Here is a 17,672-nt window from a genome sequence, read left to right as displayed (position 1 = left end):
TGCGTTTAGAGAACGGGCACGGGTTGCTCCCGTAGCGCCGTTAGCAAGGCCGCGGCGCTGGCGCCACGACAATCCACAACTTTCTCGGCCCCGGCGGCACGCGCCATCTCGGCGACCCGGGGGCTCGGTACAAACAACGGCAGCCGCGCCACCTGTGGCCAGGCCTCGCCGGCCAACTGCTGCAAGTGCTCGAAACCCTGCCCACTGCTGACCACCAGCCCATTCAAGCGTTCCGCCTGGATGCATTGCATCAGGACCCCGTCGGCATAGCGTGGCAGGTCGCGGCGGTACAACTCCAGATAATCGACACTAGCACCTTGGCCGCGCAAACGCTCAGCCAGCAGCTCGCGGCCACCCTTCCCGCGCACGATCAGCACCCGCGGGTCGGGCCGTGCAATAGCCTCGCGCAACTGGGGAAGTTCAAGCAAGGCTTCGCTGTCATCGCCTTGCTCGGGGAAAAAAACATCCAGGCCGTGATCGGCCAGAATCTGCGCCGTGCCGGCGCCCACACTGAACCAGCGCTGGCTCGGCGGCTGCGGCCAGAACTGCTCGAGCAGTTGCACGGCCATTCGCGCGGCCGGCTTGCTGACCACGATCACCGCACAGTACAGGTGCAGATCAAGCACTTTGGCGCGCTGGGTATCGCCAAAAGGCAGGGCTTGGATTTCCAGCAACGGCAGGCTGCTGCTGAACACCCCCGCTTCGCCCAGAACCTCAGCCAGCAGCGCCGACTCGTCCGTGGGCCGGGTCAGCAGCACACGCCAGTCGCTCACTCTTCGCCAGCCTCGCCATAGACCGCGCGCAGAATATCGTCGGCGCCCTGGGCCAGCAGATCCTCTGCGACCTGCACGCCGAGCGCCGCCGCCGCGCTACGTGGAGCACGGGCCTCGGCGCTGAGCAGCACACCGCCGCTCGGTTCGCCGACCAGGCCACGCAACCACAGCTGATCGCCTTCGAGTACCGCATAGCAGGCGATCGGTACCTGGCAGCCGCCATTCAGATGTTTGTTGAGGGCCCGCTCGGCGGTGACTCGATCCGCGGTATCGACATGATGCAGCGGCGCCAGCAGCTTATGGATCTCGCTGTCGGCCGTGCGGCATTCGATGCCCACCGCGCCCTGCCCGCCAGCCGGAAGGCTGTCGTCGACGCTGATCGAAGAGCTGATGCGATCTTCAAAGCCAAGACGGATCAAGCCCGCAGCGGCCAGGATGATGGCGTCGTACTCGCCGGCGTCGAGCTTGGCCAGGCGAGTGTTGACGTTGCCACGCAGGAAGCGGATCTGCAGGTCCGGACGACGAGCTAGCAACTGCGCCTGGCGACGCAGGCTGGAGGTGCCCACCACGCTGCCCACGGGCAGGTCGTCGAGACTGGAGTAGATATTGGAGACAAAGGCATCGCGCGGGTCTTCACGCTCGCAGATGCAGAACAGGCCCAGGCCTTCGGGGAAGTCCATAGGCACGTCTTTCATCGAATGCACGGCGATATCCGCTTCGTTTTCCAGCAGCGCGGTTTCCAGCTCCTTGACGAACAGTCCCTTGCCGCCGATTTTCGACAACGGCGAGTCGAGCAGCTTGTCGCCGCGACTGACCATGGGCACCAGCGTCACGATCAACCCGGGGTGAGCGGCTTCCAGACGAGCTTTGACGTATTCGGCTTGCCACAAGGCCAAGGCACTTTTGCGGGTAGCGATGCGGATTTCGCGAGAGGACATGGATCAATCCGTACTGATGAAAATACGGCAGATGATAACAGCTCAGCCAAATCAGCTTTGACTTGTATCAGGAACTACAGCCCCTCCCTGGCTGCAGGAACATTGCGGCGGGGCGCATGACCCGCCCGGCCGCCCGGATCTAGAGCTGCTGCATCATCTTGCGCACGCCGGCCACATGCCGTCGGCTGACGATCAACGCATCGCCATTGAGGCCTTTGAGGAACAGCTGGAAATGCCCCAGCGGCGTACGCTGCAGGCGTTCGATGCGTTCACGGGCCACCAGGGCGTTGCGATGGATGCGTACGAAACGCTCGCCAAACTCGTCCTCCAGCGCCTTCAGGGGTTCGTCCAGCAGGACTTCGCCGCTTTCATGGCGCAAAGTCACGTATTTGTGGTCGGCAATGAAATAGACGACCTGATCCAGCGGGATCAGCTCGATGCCTTTGCGGGTCCGCGCACTGATATGGCTGCGAGGGCCGCTGCCGCTTTCCGCGGCGGGCCGGGTCAGGGCCGCCAGTTGGACCCGGTTAGGGCGGTCGGCCTTTTTCAGCGCCTCGAGCAAATGCTCGGAACGCACCGGTTTGAGCAGGTGACCTACCTCGCTGACATCAAAAGCCTCGAGGGCGAATTCATCAGGGGCGGCACAAAACACCACGGCTGGCGGTGCTTCGCGCTCGCACAAACGGGCGGCAACCTGCAGGCCATCGAGACCCGGCATGCGGATGTCGAGAAGCACGATATCCGGCTTCAGGCTGTCGATCAGGGCCAATGCCTCTTCGCCATTGGTGGCGCTGGGCTCCAGGACACTGTATCCCTCAAGCTCACTGACCATGCGGCTCAGTCGCTCGCGGGCTAGGGGTTCGTCATCAACGATCAGGACATTCATATTGCGCTGGATTCCTGCGTGAGTCTCGCACAAGGATAGCGTAGACAGGTGAAGTGACGTCCGTCACGGCGATCCACGCTAAGACTAGTGCGAGGGCCAAAAAGTGCCCCACGACGGGCACCATTATTTACCCGGGCCTGCTCGATACCGTTCAAGGCCCGCCACTGCACGACATGGTCATGGGGACTGCTGATACAGGACACAAACACCCCCTCTCTTATAGTCGGCTTCCACCCCGACCGCCTCCCTCGCGAATCGCGAGGTGGCGGCGGGACCGGAGCGCATGCGACAACGGTTGCGTGATCAGCGACCAGACTCGATGAAACATCCGGGATTGCGCTGTTCCTTCAGTCCAACTGTAGACGGTTGCCAAGACGATATTGCTCTATCGATAAATATCGTTACATCACTCCTAGTAGCCCGCCTTCGCTCGCCTAGTCTCTGCGCGCCCGAGGTCGGCGACAAGCGCCCGCGGCCCCCATGGCAGAAATAAAAACCTGCCGACCGGTGCCAGCTACAGGATTGGCAACCCTGTTATTATCCGCGGCAACTTTTCACCTCATTTCCCTTCCAGCCGATCACGAGCGAATTCATGAGCACTGACAAGACCAATCAGTCCTGGGGCGGCCGCTTCAGTGAGCCCGTCGACGCCTTCGTCGCCCGCTTCACCGCCTCCGTCACTTTCGACCAGCGCCTCTATCGTCACGACATCATGGGCTCGATCGCCCACGCCACCATGCTGGCCAAGGTCGGCGTACTGACCGATGCCGAACGCGACAGCATCATCGACGGCCTGAAAACCATCCAGGGCGAAATCGAGGCCGGCACCTTCGACTGGCGCGTCGACCTGGAAGACGTGCACATGAACATCGAAGCACGCCTGACCGACCGCATCGGCGTCACCGGCAAGAAGCTGCACACCGGCCGCAGCCGCAACGACCAGGTGGCCACCGATATCCGTCTGTGGCTGCGCGACGAAATCGATCTGATCCTGGCGGAAATCACCCGCCTGCAAAAAGGCCTGCTGGAGCAGGCCGAGCGCGAAGCCGGCACCATCATGCCGGGCTTCACTCACCTGCAAACCGCGCAGCCTGTGACCTTCGGTCATCACATGCTGGCCTGGTTCGAGATGCTCAGCCGCGACTACGAGCGCCTGGTCGATTGCCGCAAGCGCACCAACCGCATGCCGCTGGGCAGCGCCGCGCTGGCCGGCACCACCTACCCGATCGACCGCGAGCTGACCTGCCAGCTGCTGGGCTTCGACGCCGTCGGTGGCAACTCGCTGGACAATGTGTCTGATCGCGATTTCGCCATTGAGTTCTGCGCCGCCGCCAGCGTGGCCATGATGCACCTGTCGCGCTTCTCCGAAGAGCTGGTGCTGTGGACCAGCGCGCAGTTCCAGTTCATCGATCTGCCCGACCGTTTCTGCACCGGCAGCTCGATCATGCCGCAAAAGAAAAACCCGGACGTTCCGGAGCTGGTTCGTGGCAAGAGCGGCCGCGTGTTCGGCGCCCTGATGGGCCTGCTGACCCTGATGAAGGGCCAGCCCCTGGCCTACAACAAGGACAACCAGGAAGACAAGGAGCCGCTGTTCGACGCCGCCGACACCCTGCGCGACTCGCTGCGCGCCTTCGCCGACATGATCCCGGCGATCAAGCCCAAGCACGCGATGATGCGCGAAGCGGCACTGCGCGGATTCTCCACCGCCACCGACCTGGCGGACTACCTGGTGCGCCGCGGCCTGCCATTCCGCGATTGCCACGAGATCGTCGGCCACGCCGTGAAGTACGGTGTGGAAACCGGTAAGGACCTGGCGGAAATGAGCCTGGAGGAACTGCGCAAGTTCAGCGACCAGATCGACCAGGACGTGTTTGCCGTGCTGACCCTGGAAGGCTCGGTCAACGCCCGTGACCACATCGGCGGCACGGCCCCGGCTCAGGTCAAGGCGGCGGTGGTTCGCGGCCAGGCGTTGCTGAGCAGCCGCTAAAAGCTAGCGCGGGCAAGCCACGCTCCTGCTAAGAGCATGGCTTGCCCGCAGTCAGTGACCTGAAACCTTCCTACTTCTTGCTGGCGATCATCGCCAGGAACTGCGGCATTGCCGCGTCCTTGTCTGCCGCGACCCGCTGCACATTGGGCATCTGCTCCAGGCGCGCCATCAAGGCCTTGGCTGTCGGTATCTCGGCCAGATAATCCACACCGAACAGTTTCTGCCCTACCGCGCAGGCCAGGCTCACGCTGTACAGAAAATACAGGTCCGCCACGCTCAGGCTGCTGCCCGCCACATAAGGGGCGAACTTGCCGTGCCTGGCCAGCGAGGCGAATCCCAGCACCAGCTCGTTGCGGGACTTCTCCTTGATAGCCTCGGGGACCGCCATCCCGAAGAACGCCTCGCCATAACAGGCCCGCGCCGGCAACTCGATGTAAAGCTCGATCTCCTTGGCCAGCGCCAGCACCTGGGCACGCGCGAACGGATCACTGGGCAGCAGCGCCGACCCAGGCTGGCTTTCAAGGTATTCGAGGATCACGCTGGTTTCATTGATAAAACCCTGCTCCACCCCCAGCACCGGCACCTTGCCGCGCGGGCTGATGGCCAACGCCTCAGGGCTTTGCCCGGCGTAGAACGGCACCTCTTCGAAAGGCAGATCTTTTTCCAGCAATGCCAGTTTCACCATGTTGTAGTAATTGCTGACGGCGAATCCATAAAGCTTGAGCATCACATAGCCTCCAGGCCGGGCACGGGGTTGGCAGTCACTCTTATAGATCCTCGACAGCCGACTGGCCAGCAGCATCAGGCTTCTGAATACGGGTAAACTGGCGACCTTTCCTTGAGGAGCCTGCCATGAGCGAGCCGACCCCCGGTACCAGCAACGACGACAGCGACGAAGAAGCGTTCGCCGAAAACACCCTGATCGAAGCGATCGAAAACCAGATCGAAAGCGACAACCCGCCCGCGGCCAAGGCCACCTTCAACAAGCTGACCCTGGTCGGCTATGAGCGTGACGAAATCCTCAACCTCATGGCTCACGTCCTGGCGGTGGAAATCGACGCGATCCTCGAAGAAGACCGCGCGTTCGACACCCAATGGTACGAAGCCGCGCTGCGCGCCCTGCCCGAGCTGCCGCCCGAGAAGAAATAAGCCCGCCACGCCTCGCGTCCGCCCCTGGCCGGCGCGATGGCGAGCCTTGACTACACTGGTACGCGCCCTGCGGCCAAATACCGCCGCCCAGGGGCGTAAAAGTCCGCAGCGGACACTGGACAGGCTGCCCAACTGCGGTCACCTTAAGGACGCTGTCGTCTAATTCCTAGAAAGTCTGGAGTCCTTATGTCGTATACCCCTGAGTTGGTTGCCGAACTGGAAATCCTTGCACTCTTCAACCTGGACAGTTCCCAGGAAGGCCTGAAAATCCATCAGACCGCTGCCCCCCAAGCTATCGCCGCCGCACGACGCCTGTTCGAAAAAGAGCTCATTACCCAGCCCGATGGTGGTTACCTGACCAGCCTGGGCCGCGATGCCGCTGAGCATGCCCAAGGCCTGCTGACCATTTTGACGGTCAAAGAAGCCGCCTGAACGCTCTCCCCTATGGCCCTCGGAATCCCCGCCTGTCGGATTCCGCGGGCAAGCTCCAGTTGCCCGCTGGAACTCTGACGTCAAAAATAAAATTCAGCTTAAAGCTCGCCCTCGACTGGCTGTAAACTCCTCCGCCTATAAGACCTCCCACGTTCAAGCTTCGCGAGCCTGTTTGAATGACCCGCACCCATGAAATCCGCCCAGATCTGGACGAGGGAATCGATCGCAAGGTTCTCAGCCAGCTGCGCGCGCGCTTTCTGAAGCTCAACGAAGGGCGCCTGGGCCGGGCCATGGAGGGGTTGTCGCCGCGCCAGCAACTGGTGCTCAACCTGTTGCCGCTGTTCTTTCACGTCAACCACCCGTTATTGCCGGGTTATGTGTCGGGCGGCACACCCGCCGGGCTGTCGAACTACGAACCCGACACGCCGACGCTCAACGAAGCCCAGCGCCTGACCCGCTCGTTTTCCTACAAGGTCCGGCTCGGCAACGCACCACGCCCTATCCATGGCCTGTTCCTGATGGGCAGCCTGGGCACCCTGGCCCAGGCTGACCAGAGCGATATGGATGTGTGGGTCTGCCATGCGCCCGACCTCGGCGAAAACGAACTCGCCGAACTGCGCAAGAAATGCCTGCTGCTGGAAACCTGGGCTGCCAGCCAGGGCGCCGAGGCGCATTTCTTCCTGATTGACCCCAGCCGCTTCGTCCGTGGCGATCGCGACACCCAGCTGAGCTCGGACGATTGCGGCACCACTCAGCACTATCTGCTGCTGGACGAGTTCTATCGCACCGCCATCTGGCTGGCCGGGCGTACGCCACTGTGGTGGCTGGTGCCGGTGTACGAAGAAGCCCGCTACCAGCAGTACACCCATACGCTGCTGTCCAAGCGTTTCATCCCTGCCGACGAAAACCTCGACCTTGGCCATCTGGCCCATATTCCGCCGGGCGAATTCATCGGCGCCGGACTCTGGCAGTTGTTCAAGGGCATCGAGTCGCCGTACAAGTCGGTGCTCAAGCTGCTGCTGACCGAGGTCTACGCCAGCGAACACCCGCGGGTGGAATGCCTGAGCCTGCGCTTCAAGCAGGCGGTGTTCGCCAATCGCCTGGACCTCGACGAGCTGGACCCGTACATCGTGGTCTACCGGCGCATCGAGGAATACCTCAAGGCCCGCGGCGAGCCGGAGCGCCTGGAGCTGGTACGGCGCAGCCTGTATCTGAAGGTCAACCGCAAGCTCACCGGCAACAACGGCGCGCGCAACCCGAGCTGGCAGCGCTCGCTGCTCGAACGGCTGGCCCACGAATGGGGCTGGGATCAACGCCAGCTGGCAATGCTCGACAGCCGCAGCCAGTGGAAAGTCCGCCAGGTCAGCGCCGAACGCCGGGCCCTGGTCAACGAACTGAACTACAGCTACCGCTTCCTGACCCAGTTCGCCCGTAGCGAGCAAACCCTCGGCCTGGTCAACAAGCGCGACCTGAATATCCTCGGCCGCCGCCTGTACGCGGCCTTTGAACGCAAGGCCGGCAAGATCGAATTCATCAACCCCGGCATCGCCCCGGACCTGGCCGAAGACACCCTGACCCTGGTGCAGTCGCCCAACAAGAAAGAACCGGGGCAAACCCACTGGGGCCTGTACAACGGCAGCCTGACTGCCCTGGAGTGGGAACACTTCGCGCCGATCAAGCGCAGCCGCGAACTGCTGGAGCTCCTGACCTGGTGCCATCGCAACGGCGTGATCGACAGCAGCACGCGCCTGGCGCTGCACCCGGGCAGCAGCGACTTGAGCGAGTTCGAGCTGTTCAATCTGCTGGGCAGCCTGCAACAGACCATCGCCCTGCCCCTGGGCACCGTCAGCGAAGAACGCCTGCTGCACAGCAGCGTGCCCAGCGAAGTGCTGATCCTGGTGAATGTCGGCCGCGACCCGCTCAAGCATCACCGCGACCTGAACATCCTGATGACCACCGAGCGCACCGACTCTTTGAGCTACGCCGGGGTGCGGGAGAACCTGGTGCTGACCCTCGACCAGGTGACGCTCAACAGCTGGAACGAGGTATTAGTCGGCCGTTACGACGGCGCCCATGCCCTGCTCGACTGCCTGCGCGACTACCTCAACAACTTGCCGCGCGGCCCTGAGCAACCGAAGTTGCGAGTGCGCTGCTTCTGCCACAACCGCGCGCAGTTCATTGCCCAACGGGTCGAAGAGCTGTTCGACACGGCGCAGAACCTGTTGCTCAGCCAGCTCAACCACCGCTACCTGATCCAGGTCCAACAGCATTACCACGTGCTGGAATTGGTGCCAGGCCAGGTCAATCATGTGGCGCTGGCAAGCCTGCCAGCGTTGATCGACTACCTGGGCGAAGAACAGTCGAGCTACAGCCCGCTGCATCTGGACCCGATGGCCCTGGAAGAACACGACCTGGCGCTGATCCTGCCGATGGGCCAGCCTGATTGCATCCAGGTGTTCTACCGCGTCGTCGAGGCTCAGGCCGAGCTGTATGTGCTGGATGAATTCGATGCGCTCTGGCAGCAACGCCTGCCCTATCACGACGAACAGAGCCTGTTGGTCCCCCTGCAACGCTTCCTGCAGTCGATCCTCTACCGTCGCGATGCCCAACTGCCGATGGAGGCGTCCCAGGCTCTGGTGCCGCTGGATATTTTGTATTACCAGATATTGCCCTCAGGCAGCACCAGGGCCCGTCGAATCGAGCCGCGCCCGGCACCACAGACACCAGCGAACAAAGCCTTTTATGACGTGCAGGGCATCATCGGCAAAGCCGCACCGGGGCAGGTGCAGGTCACTCTGTATTGCAATCAACGGGAGTTTTCCGAGCTGGAGCATGCCGACCAGCTGTTCGCCGCGGTGGCCCAGGAGATTGTCGGCCAGCGTCGCGAAACCGAGCGCTATCGCTGCTACATCACCGACCTGGACCTGTCCGGCCTGCTCGGTGACCACCACGGCTCAAGCAATCTCTACCTGCGCTACAAAGCCGACCTGGAGCGCGCCTTGAACGACGCGCTCGAGCAGGTCTAGCCGGTCAGCAGTGCCCTTCAGAGGTGAAAGTCGCCAGCCGCTTCGGGTTGGTATTCCACTTCCAGCAGGGTCAGCTTCAGGGTCTTGCCGCCGGGCGCCGGCCAGTCGATGTATTGCCCGACCTGCAAACCGAGCAAGGCGCTGCCCACCGGCGCCAGGATAGAGATCCGGCCCTCGTCGGCGTTGGCGTCCTGCGGATACACCAGGGTCAGGTGATAGTCCTTGCCGCTGCCCTCTTCGCGGCAATGCACACGCGAATTCATGGTCACGACACCAGGCGGGACTTCATCGTGGCCCACCAGGGTTTCGGCGCGATCCAGCTCGGTCTGCAACGCAATGACGCCAGGCAGCGTGTCGTCCAGGCTGTCGATCAGGCGCTCCAGACGCTGCACGTCGAGGCGGGTGAGAATGATGGAAGGTGCGGTGCTCATGATCCAGGCAGACTCCTTTTTTCGGCACAAAAAAGCAAAACCCCGTCCAGATAAGACGGGGTTTTCACTGGCCTCGATGTGGCGAGGCGTAACCGGACACTACCACAGCAGCACAAATAAACAAGCCGCCGGGCTTTTGTGCCCGAGCTAGCCCATACCGGGCGCCGCCGCCCGCCTGCGCTCCAGCGCCTGGCGACAGATGACGCGCCGACGCTCATCGTCCGCCGAGCGCCATTCGCGAATGTCTTCGACATGCCGGAAACAGCCCTTGCAGACTTTTTCCTCATCCAGCCGGCACAGACTGATGCAGGGCGAGGCCACGGCCGGGCTGACATTGCTGTACAGCGGCTTGGGCGGGCGCACCGGGGCGGTTGGCGTCACGGTCTCAGAGCCCTTCGAACTCGAGCTTGATATCGGCCTGCTCAAGGACGATGCGCTCGAGCATTTCGCCCAGCTGCTCTTCGCTCTTGTCGCACATCCAGCGCTCGCTTTCTTCGTCGTAGTCGAAGTGGAAGCCACCGGAGCGCGCGGCCAGCCACAGCTGGCGCAGCGGTTCCTGGCGGCTGAAGATCACCTGGCTGCCGTTTTCGAACTTGACGGTGAGCACACCGGCGGAGCTCTCCAGATCGATATCCAGGTCACTCTCCTCGAAAATGTCCTCCAGCGTCTGCTGGGTGGCATCGACCAGGTCGTGGAAACGGGCTTCAGTCAAACTCATTGCGGGAACCTCGAAAAGTGTCTACTCACGCTCAAGCGCCGCAAGATACGGGCGCATCCGGGCGAATGCAAAGGATACCGTCCAAGGGCGCGGGCGGCAGAGAAAATATCCCCGCGGCCGCCACGCCCAGCCTCTGCGCCCGGGGCAAAGGCCCGCCAGACGGGTGTTCCAGCGCATAGGCAAGCCGTCGGGTGGCCGGTATACTCGGGCGCAATTAACGCATTCTCAAGGATTTCGCCATGAAGCGCCTGATCTCTTCCCTTGCTGCGCTCGTCGCGGTTGCCTGCCTTGTCACTGCCTGCGGTCAAAAAGGCCCGCTGTATCTTCCCGATGACAGCAAATCCCCTGAAGACCAAGGTCACTCGCAGTCGCACAAGCACGACACCAACTAAGGGAACCCCATGGACGCTTTTAACTACCGCGGCGGGCAGCTGTTCGCGGAAGGTGTAGCGTTGTCCGCCATTGCCGAGCGCTTTGGCACGCCGACCTACGTCTATTCCCGAGCGCATATCGAAGCGCAGTACCGCGCGTACGCCGATGCCCTCGCCGGCATGCCGCACCTGGTCTGCTTTGCGGTAAAGGCCAACTCCAACCTGGGTGTACTGAATGTCCTGGCGCGTCTGGGCGCCGGTTTCGACATCGTCTCCCGGGGCGAGCTGGAACGCGTCCTGGCCGCTGGCGGCGCGGCCGACAAGATTGTCTTCTCCGGTGTCGGCAAGACCCGTGACGACATGCGTCGCGCCCTGGAAGTCGGCGTGCACTGCTTCAACGTCGAGTCCAGCGACGAGCTGGAACGCCTGCAACAGGTTGCCGCCGAACTGAACGTTCGCGCGCCGGTTTCGCTGCGGGTCAACCCGGATGTCGATGCTGGTACCCACCCGTACATTTCCACCGGCCTGAAGGAAAACAAGTTCGGTATCGCCATCGCCGATGCCGAAGACGTGTACATCCGCGCGGCACAGCTGCCGAACCTGGAAGTGGTCGGCGTCGATTGCCATATCGGCTCGCAACTGACCACCCTGGCCCCCTTCATCGATGCCCTCGACCGTCTGCTGGACCTGGTCGACCGCCTGGGCGATTGCGGCATCTACCTGCGCCACATCGACCTCGGTGGCGGCCTGGGCGTGCGTTATCGCGATGAAGAGCCACCGCTGGCCGCCGACTACGTCAAGGCCGTGCGCGAACGCCTCGATGGCCGCGACCTGGAGCTGGTCTTCGAACCCGGCCGTTTCATCGTCGCCAACGCCGGGGTACTGCTGACCCGGGTCGAGTACCTCAAGCACACCGAACACAAGGACTTCGCCATCGTCGACGCGGCCATGAACGACCTGATCCGCCCGGCCCTGTACCAGGCCTGGATGGACGTCAGCGCCGTACGCCCGCGCGATGGCCAGGCACGTACCTACGACATCGTCGGCCCGATCTGCGAAACCGGCGACTTCCTGGCCAAGGAACGTCAGCTGGCCCTGGAAGAAGGCGACCTGCTGGCCGTGCATTCGGCCGGTGCCTACGGTTTCGTCATGAGCTCCAACTACAACACCCGCGGTCGTGCTGCTGAAGTGCTGGTCGATGGTGAACAGGCTGTTGAAGTGCGTCGCCGCGAGACGGTAGCCGAGTTGTTTGCTGGCGAAAGCCTGCTGCCGGAGTAGAACCATGCTGCTGCGTTTTACCAAGATGCACGGCCTGGGCAATGACTTCATGGTCCTCGACCTGGTCAGCCAGCACGCGCACATCCTGCCCAAACATGCCAAGCAATGGGGCGATCGCAACACCGGAGTCGGTTTCGACCAGTTGCTGATCGTCGAGGCGCCGAGTAATCCGGACGTGGATTTCCGCTACCGGATCTTCAATTCCGACGGCTCCGAAGTGGAGCAATGCGGCAACGGTGCGCGCTGTTTCGCCCGTTTCGTGCTGGACAAGCGCCTGACCACCAAGCGCCAGATCCGCGTCGAGACCAAAAGCGGCATCATCGAACTGGATGTGCGCAACGACGGTCAGATCAGCGTCGACATGGGCGCGCCGCGCCTGGTGCCCGAGCAGATTCCGTTCGTGGCGCCGGCCCAAGCCCTGAGTTACCAGGTCGAAGTCGATGGCCAGAGCGTCGAGCTGGCCGCGGTGTCCATGGGCAACCCCCATGCGGTACTGCGGGTCAACGACATCAACAGCGCGCCGGTGCATGAGCTGGGGCCGAAGATCGAACATCACCCGCGCTTCCCGGCCCGGGTCAATGTCGGCTTCATCCAGGTCATCGACCGTCAGCGCGCGCAGCTGCGGGTCTGGGAACGTGGCGCCGGGGAAACCCAGGCCTGCGGTACCGGCGCCTGCGCTGCCGCAGTGGCCGCGATCAGCCAGGGGTGGATGGATTCGCCGCTATTGATCGACCTGCCGGGCGGGCGCCTGTCCATCGAATGGGCAGGCCCTGGCCAACCGGTGAAGATGACCGGCCCGGCAGTGCGCGTATACGAAGGACAGGTGCGTCTTTGAATGAGCGAAAACCATGACTGATCAGCCTCAGGTTCCAGCCGAAAAGCCCGACGAATCTCCTGCCGAAAACCTTGAGGCGGCGGCGATCGCCGCGTACCTGGAGGCTCATCCGGACTTCTTCGTCGAGCATGAAGAACTGCTCCCGGCGTTGCGCATTCCCCATCAGCGCGGTGACACCATCTCGCTGGTGGAGCGGCAGATGAAGATCCTGCGCGAACGCAACATCGAGATGCGCCACCGGCTTTCGCAGTTGATGGACGTGGCCCGGGACAACGACCGGCTCTTCGAGAAGACCCGGCGCCTGATTCTCGCGCTGATGGATGCCAACAGCCTGGAAGACGTGGTGATGAGCGTCGAAGACAGCCTGCGCCAGGACTTCCAGGTGCCTTTCGTGAGCCTGATCCTGTTCAGTGACAGTGCCATGCCGGTGGGCCGCTGGGTCACCGCGGCCGATGCCCAGACCGCTATCGGCGGCTTGCTGACCGAAGGCAAGAGCGTCAGCGGCAGCCTGCGCGAGCATGAGCTGGACTTCCTGTTCGGCGAAGAGCAGCGCCTGCAGATCGGCTCGAGCGCCGTGGTCGCCATCGCCCATCAGGGCATTCACGGCGTGCTGGCCATCGCCAGTCGCGACCCGCAGCACTACAAAAGCTCGGTGGGGACGCTGTTCCTCAGCTATATCGCCGAAGTCATGGGCCGCGTGCTGCCGCGCTTCACTCACTCGCTACGCTCGGTTCGCTGACCATGGAACGACAACTGGACGCCTACTGCGAGCACCTGCGCAGTGAGCGCCAAGTGTCGCCCCATACGCTGCAAGCCTACCGCCGCGACCTGGAAAAAGTGCTGGCCTTCTGCGCCAAGCAGCAGGTTTGCAGCTGGTCCGACCTGGACATCCAGGGCCTGCGCAGCATGATTGCGCGCCTGCACCAGCAGGGCCAGTCCTCTCGCAGCCTGGCGCGCCTGCTCTCCGCCGTACGGGGCCTGTATCACTATCTGAATCGCGAAGGCCTGTGCAATCACGACCCGGCCAACGGCCTGGCGCCGCCCAAGGGCGAGCGCCGCCTGCCCAAGACCCTGGACACCGATCGCGCCCTGCAATTGCTCGATGGCGCGGTGGAGGATGATTTCCTCGCGCACCGCGACCAGGCGATTCTCGAGCTGTTCTATTCCTCCGGGCTGCGCCTGTCGGAGCTGACCAGCCTCGACCTCGAACAATTGGACCTGGCCGATGGCCTGGTGCAGGTCCACGGCAAAGGCAGCAAGACCCGGGTCCTGCCGATTGGCAAGAAGGCCCGCGAGGCGCTGCAGCTGTGGCTGCCGCTGCGGGCGCTGAGCAATCCGCCGGACGACGCGGTGTTCGTCAGCCAGCAAGGCCGGCGCCTGGGCCCCCGGGCGATCCAGCTGCGGGTCAAGGCCGCCGGCGAGCGCGAGCTGGGACAGAACCTGCATCCGCATATGCTGCGACACTCCTTCGCCAGCCACATGCTGGAATCCTCCCAGGACCTGCGCGCGGTACAGGAACTGCTGGGGCACTCGGATATCAAGACCACCCAGATCTATACCCACCTGGACTTCCAGCACCTGGCAGCGGTCTACGACAGCGCCCACCCACGGGCCAAACGCAACAAAGGCGGTGAGTAATGACGATCAAGCTGATCACCTTCGACCTCGACGACACGCTGTGGGATACCGCGCCCGTGATCGTCAGCGCCGAAGCCGTGCTGCGCCAGTGGCTGACCGACCATGCCCCGCAGCTGGGCGGCGTACCGGTGGAGCATCTCTGGGCCATCCGTGAGCGGGTGCTGAACAACGAGCCGGGGCTCAAGTACCGCATCAGCGCGCTGCGCCGGCGGGTGCTGTTTCATGCGCTGGAGGAAGCCGGCTACGACCAGGGCCAGGCCAATGCCCTGGCCGACCAGAGTTTTGAAGTGTTCCTGCATGCGCGACACCAGCTGGATATCTTTCCCGAGGTGCTGCCGACCCTGGAGGCGCTGGCCAACCACTTCGCGCTGGGCGTGGTCACCAATGGCAACGCCGACGTGCGCCGCCTGGGGCTGGCGGATTATTTCAAGTTCGCCCTGTGCGCCGAAGACATCGGCATCGCCAAGCCCGATGCACGGCTGTTTCACGAGGCCCTGCAACGGGGCGATGCCACGCCGGACACCGCCGTGCACATCGGCGACCACCCGGGCGACGACATCGCCGGGGCGCAGCAGGCCGGCCTGCGGGCCATCTGGTTCAACCCGGCCGGCAAAGCCTGGGAGGCGGACCGGTTGCCGGATGCGGAAATCCGCAGCCTGACCGAGCTGCCAAAACTGCTGGCGCGCTGGCACAACGGCGCCTGATCGGACGCTGTCGCAATCACTGCAACACCGCACTCTCGCCAACAAACGCCCATGAAAAAGCCCGCAGCGACGGCGGGCTTTTTCAGCAAGCAAGTGGCAGGCGCTCAGATAGGCCGGCTACCGTACTTGTTATCAGGCTTCTTGGGCGGATCGGCAACCACATTGGCCTCGACTTCCTGCACTTTACCGCCACGGGCCAGGAACTCCTCCATGGCGCGCGCCAGTGCATCACGCTCTTTGTTCTTGGCTTCGACACTCGGCAGCTCGTCTACCGAGACGGCAGCCTTGGCCTTGCCTTTGGCGGTCGGGGCAGGAACATCACTGCCGTCGTCTTCCGCCACATCGTCGGCGGCCGCTTCAAGACCTTCTTCGGTTTCGTCTTCGTCGCCTACTTCGAGGTCGTCGTTTTCCAGATCATCGTCGCTCATGTTCTACCTCATGACTTGCGAAAAGCAGATTAGTTATAGCCCAGCTGAGCCGACTGTCGAAGGCCGCTGGAAAAAAATCAACATCCACTGATAACCAGCGGCTTATGCCTTATCACCGTGCAAGGTGGCAAGGACTTTGCGGGCACCGCCATGATCGCGATGCTCGCCCAGATAAACGCCTTGCCAGCTGCCTAACGCCAAGCGACCCGCCGAGACCGGCAAGCTCAATTGACAGCCTAGCAAACTGGCCTTGAAGTGCGCCGGCAGATCATCGGGCCCTTCGTCGTCATGTTCATACCCGGCCATGCCTTGAGGCACCAGGGAGTTGAAGAAACGCTCGAAGTCACGACGAACCGCAGGGTCGGCATTCTCGTTGATGGTCAACGAGGCCGAGGTATGCTGCAGCCACAAATGCAACAGACCGACCCGACATGCCTTCAGTTCAGGCAGGCCGGCGAGCAACTCGTCCGTTACCAGATGAAAGCCCCGGGGCCTTGCCCGCAGGGTAATCAGAGTCTGTTGCCACATACAGTTCTCCGCACATTCGGCGCGCATTCTAGCGCGCTCTGGGAAAAAACAAAGTGCCGAATATTCCTCCAATGCTGTAAGTCATTGACCCGAAAAAAAAGCAGTCATCAAACTGGCTGACACGCTCTGGAAAAAACCTTTCAGCTGTCTCTCAATGACAAAACGCAGACAAAAAAATGCCCGGCAAGCCGGGCATTTTTTTCAGGCGAGATTACAGGTTGTAACCGCGCTCGTTGTGTTGCGCCAGGTCGAGGCCGACCGACTCTTCTTCCTCGGTGACACGCAGCCCGATGACCACATCCAGCACCTTGAGGATGATGAAGGTCACGATCGCGGTGTAGATCACCGTGAAGCCCACGCCTTTGCACTGGATCCACACTTGCGCGGCGATGTCGGTCACGGTGCCGAAGCCGCCCAGCGATGGCGCAGCGAACACGCCGGTGAGGATCGCGCCGAGGATGCCGCCGATACCGTGCACGCCGAAGGCGTCCAGGGAGTCGTCGTAGCCCAGCTTGCGTTTCAGGGTGGTGGCGCAGAAGAAGCACACCACGCCCGCTGCCAGGCCGATCACCAGGGCGCCCATCGGGCCTACAGTGCCAGCGGCAGGCGTGATCGCCACCAGGCCGGCAACCACACCCGAGGCGATGCCCAAGGCGCTTGGCTTACCGTGGGTCAGCCATTCGGCGAACATCCAGCCCAACGCCGCGGCGGCGGTGGCGATCTGGGTTACCAGCATCGCCATGCCGGCGGTGCCGTTGGCGGCGGCGGCGGAACCGGCGTTGAAGCCGAACCAGCCGATCCACAGCATGGCCGCGCCCATCAGGGTGTAACCCAGGTTGTGCGGCGCCATCGGGGTGGTCGGGAAGCCTTTACGCTTGCCCAGCACCAGGCAGGCCACCAGGCCGGCGATACCGGCATTGATGTGCACCACGGTGCCGCCGGCAAAGTCCAGTACGCCCCAGTCCCACATCAGGCCGCCGTTGCCGGACCAGACCATGTGCGCGATCGGCGCGTAGACCAGGGTGAACCAGATGGCCATGAAGATCAGCATGGCGGAGAACTTCATCCGCTCGGCGAAGGCACCGACGATCAGCGCCGGGGTGATGATGGCGAAGGTCATCTGGAAGGTGATGAACACCGCCTCGGGGAACAGCGCCGCCGGGCCGGTCAGGCTCGCCGGGGTGACGCCGGCCAGGAAGGCCTTGCCCAGGCCGCCGACGAAGGAGTTGAAGTTGACGACGCCCTGCTCCATGCCGGTGGTGTCGAACGCAATGCTGTAGCCATAAATGACCCACAGGATGCTGATCAGACCGGTAATGGCGAAGCATTGCATCATCACGGAAAGAATGTTTTTCGAGCGCACCATGCCGCCGTAGAACAGCGCCAGGCCGGGAATGGTCATGAACAGCACCAGGGCCGTCGAGGTCAGCATCCAGGCGGTGTCGCCGGAATTGAGGACTGGGGCTGCCACTTCGTCCGCCGCCATGGCCAGGCCAGGCATTACGAGGGACAACAGGGCTCCTAGCCCTGCGATTTTACGCAGAGTCATA

Annotated in this window: 20 protein-coding genes; 10 read left to right on the top strand and 10 right to left on the bottom strand. The window is 62.9% G+C overall.

Translation table 11 applies throughout. The annotated features are described in order from the left end of the window. Nucleotides 1-5: 5 nt before the first annotated feature. From BMY68_RS16125 to BMY68_RS16115, 3 genes are all read right to left on the bottom strand, one after another. Complete coding sequence (locus BMY68_RS16125; protein WP_085532884.1) at nt 6-773, bottom strand: uroporphyrinogen-III synthase; 768 nt, start codon at nt 771-773, stop codon at nt 6-8. Then, entirely contained in the window at nt 770-1,711 is a 942-nt protein-coding gene (gene hemC / locus BMY68_RS16120) for a hydroxymethylbilane synthase (RefSeq protein WP_085532883.1), read from the bottom strand. Before hemC ends, BMY68_RS16125 begins: the two co-directional genes overlap by 4 nt. 139 nt (nt 1,712-1,850) lie before the next feature. Beyond that, complete coding sequence (locus tag BMY68_RS16115; RefSeq protein ID WP_016703190.1) at nt 1,851-2,597, bottom strand: LytR/AlgR family response regulator transcription factor; 747 nt, start codon at nt 2,595-2,597, stop codon at nt 1,851-1,853. A gap of 592 nt (nt 2,598-3,189) precedes the next feature. On the opposite strand from BMY68_RS16115, the gene argH reads away from it, so the two are divergent. Beyond that, on the top strand, nt 3,190-4,584 hold the full coding sequence (argH, locus tag BMY68_RS16110) for an argininosuccinate lyase (RefSeq protein WP_009046147.1): 1,395 nt from the start codon (nt 3,190-3,192) through the stop codon (nt 4,582-4,584). A 70-nt stretch (nt 4,585-4,654) separates the two neighbouring features. Here the strand turns inward: argH and BMY68_RS16105 are convergent, their stop codons facing one another. After that, a complete protein-coding gene (locus tag BMY68_RS16105) occupies nt 4,655-5,311 on the bottom strand; it encodes a glutathione S-transferase family protein (RefSeq protein ID WP_085532881.1) in 657 nt (218 codons plus the stop codon). A gap of 125 nt (nt 5,312-5,436) precedes the next feature. Between BMY68_RS16105 and BMY68_RS16100 the strand changes: the two genes are divergently transcribed. The 3 genes from BMY68_RS16100 to BMY68_RS16090 all read left to right on the top strand — a co-directional run bounded on the left by BMY68_RS16100 (nt 5,437) and on the right by BMY68_RS16090 (nt 9,191). Further along, nucleotides 5,437-5,733 (top strand): hypothetical protein, encoded by a 297-nt coding sequence (locus BMY68_RS16100; protein WP_007926685.1) that lies wholly within the window; start codon nt 5,437-5,439, stop codon nt 5,731-5,733. Between the two features lie 186 nt (nt 5,734-5,919). After that, entirely contained in the window at nt 5,920-6,165 is a 246-nt protein-coding gene (locus BMY68_RS16095) for a TIGR02647 family protein (protein ID WP_007926676.1), read from the top strand. A 176-nt stretch (nt 6,166-6,341) separates the two neighbouring features. After that, a complete protein-coding gene (locus BMY68_RS16090; protein ID WP_085532880.1) occupies nt 6,342-9,191 on the top strand; it encodes a class I adenylate cyclase in 2,850 nt (949 codons plus the stop codon). Nucleotides 9,192-9,208: 17 nt separating this feature from the next. Here BMY68_RS16090 and rnk read toward each other — a convergent pair whose 3' ends face one another. The 3 genes from rnk to cyaY all read right to left on the bottom strand — a co-directional run bounded on the left by rnk (nt 9,209) and on the right by cyaY (nt 10,340). Further along, a complete protein-coding gene (rnk, locus tag BMY68_RS16085; protein WP_007926672.1) occupies nt 9,209-9,622 on the bottom strand; it encodes a nucleoside diphosphate kinase regulator in 414 nt (137 codons plus the stop codon). Between the two features lie 147 nt (nt 9,623-9,769). Further along, nucleotides 9,770-10,003 (bottom strand): DUF1289 domain-containing protein, encoded by a 234-nt coding sequence (locus BMY68_RS16080; protein ID WP_085532878.1) that lies wholly within the window; start codon nt 10,001-10,003, stop codon nt 9,770-9,772. Between the two features lie 4 nt (nt 10,004-10,007). Beyond that, the gene (gene cyaY / locus BMY68_RS16075) at nt 10,008-10,340 is read right to left on the bottom strand and encodes an iron donor protein CyaY (protein WP_007926670.1); all 333 of its coding nucleotides are present in this window, start codon (nt 10,338-10,340) and stop codon (nt 10,008-10,010) included. Between the two features lie 239 nt (nt 10,341-10,579). On the opposite strand from cyaY, the gene BMY68_RS16070 reads away from it, so the two are divergent. Genes BMY68_RS16070 through BMY68_RS16045 form a run of 6 tightly spaced genes read left to right on the top strand, consistent with a single transcriptional unit; the run spans nt 10,580 to nt 15,166 of the window. After that, nucleotides 10,580-10,732, top strand: coding sequence for an LPS translocon maturation chaperone LptM (locus tag BMY68_RS16070; protein WP_007926668.1), 153 nt, complete (start codon nt 10,580-10,582; stop codon nt 10,730-10,732). A gap of 9 nt (nt 10,733-10,741) precedes the next feature. After that, entirely contained in the window at nt 10,742-11,989 is a 1,248-nt protein-coding gene (lysA, locus tag BMY68_RS16065; RefSeq protein WP_085532876.1) for a diaminopimelate decarboxylase, read from the top strand. A 4-nt stretch (nt 11,990-11,993) separates the two neighbouring features. After that, on the top strand, nt 11,994-12,824 hold the full coding sequence (gene dapF / locus BMY68_RS16060) for a diaminopimelate epimerase (RefSeq protein ID WP_085532874.1): 831 nt from the start codon (nt 11,994-11,996) through the stop codon (nt 12,822-12,824). 13 nt (nt 12,825-12,837) lie between these two features. Further along, nucleotides 12,838-13,563, top strand: coding sequence for a DUF484 family protein (locus BMY68_RS16055; protein ID WP_085532872.1), 726 nt, complete (start codon nt 12,838-12,840; stop codon nt 13,561-13,563). Nucleotides 13,564-13,565: 2 nt separating this feature from the next. Then, complete coding sequence (xerC, locus tag BMY68_RS16050) at nt 13,566-14,462, top strand: tyrosine recombinase XerC (protein ID WP_007926657.1); 897 nt, start codon at nt 13,566-13,568, stop codon at nt 14,460-14,462. Next, nucleotides 14,462-15,166: an HAD family hydrolase gene (locus BMY68_RS16045; protein ID WP_085532870.1), complete on the top strand. Its 705-nt coding sequence runs from the start codon at nt 14,462-14,464 to the stop codon at nt 15,164-15,166. The genes xerC and BMY68_RS16045 overlap by 1 nt, the downstream gene beginning before the upstream one ends. Nucleotides 15,167-15,270: 104 nt before the next feature. Here BMY68_RS16045 and sutA read toward each other — a convergent pair whose 3' ends face one another. The 3 genes from sutA to BMY68_RS16030 all read right to left on the bottom strand — a co-directional run bounded on the left by sutA (nt 15,271) and on the right by BMY68_RS16030 (nt 17,671). Beyond that, nucleotides 15,271-15,594 (bottom strand): transcriptional regulator SutA, encoded by a 324-nt coding sequence (sutA, locus tag BMY68_RS16040; protein WP_007926654.1) that lies wholly within the window; start codon nt 15,592-15,594, stop codon nt 15,271-15,273. 102 nt (nt 15,595-15,696) lie between these two features. Next, the gene (locus BMY68_RS16035) at nt 15,697-16,122 is read right to left on the bottom strand and encodes a secondary thiamine-phosphate synthase enzyme YjbQ (RefSeq protein ID WP_007926650.1); all 426 of its coding nucleotides are present in this window, start codon (nt 16,120-16,122) and stop codon (nt 15,697-15,699) included. Between the two features lie 211 nt (nt 16,123-16,333). Beyond that, entirely contained in the window at nt 16,334-17,671 is a 1,338-nt protein-coding gene (locus tag BMY68_RS16030; protein WP_007926649.1) for an ammonium transporter, read from the bottom strand. Nucleotide 17,672: the final 1 nt, after the last annotated feature.

Source organism: Pseudomonas sp. NFACC41-3 (genome assembly GCF_900109505.1).
GTDB lineage: Bacteria > Pseudomonadota > Gammaproteobacteria > Pseudomonadales > Pseudomonadaceae > Aquipseudomonas > Aquipseudomonas chlororaphis.
Note: the sequence above shows the minus strand (reverse complement) of the source record. Positions and strands in the feature narration are given on the sequence as shown.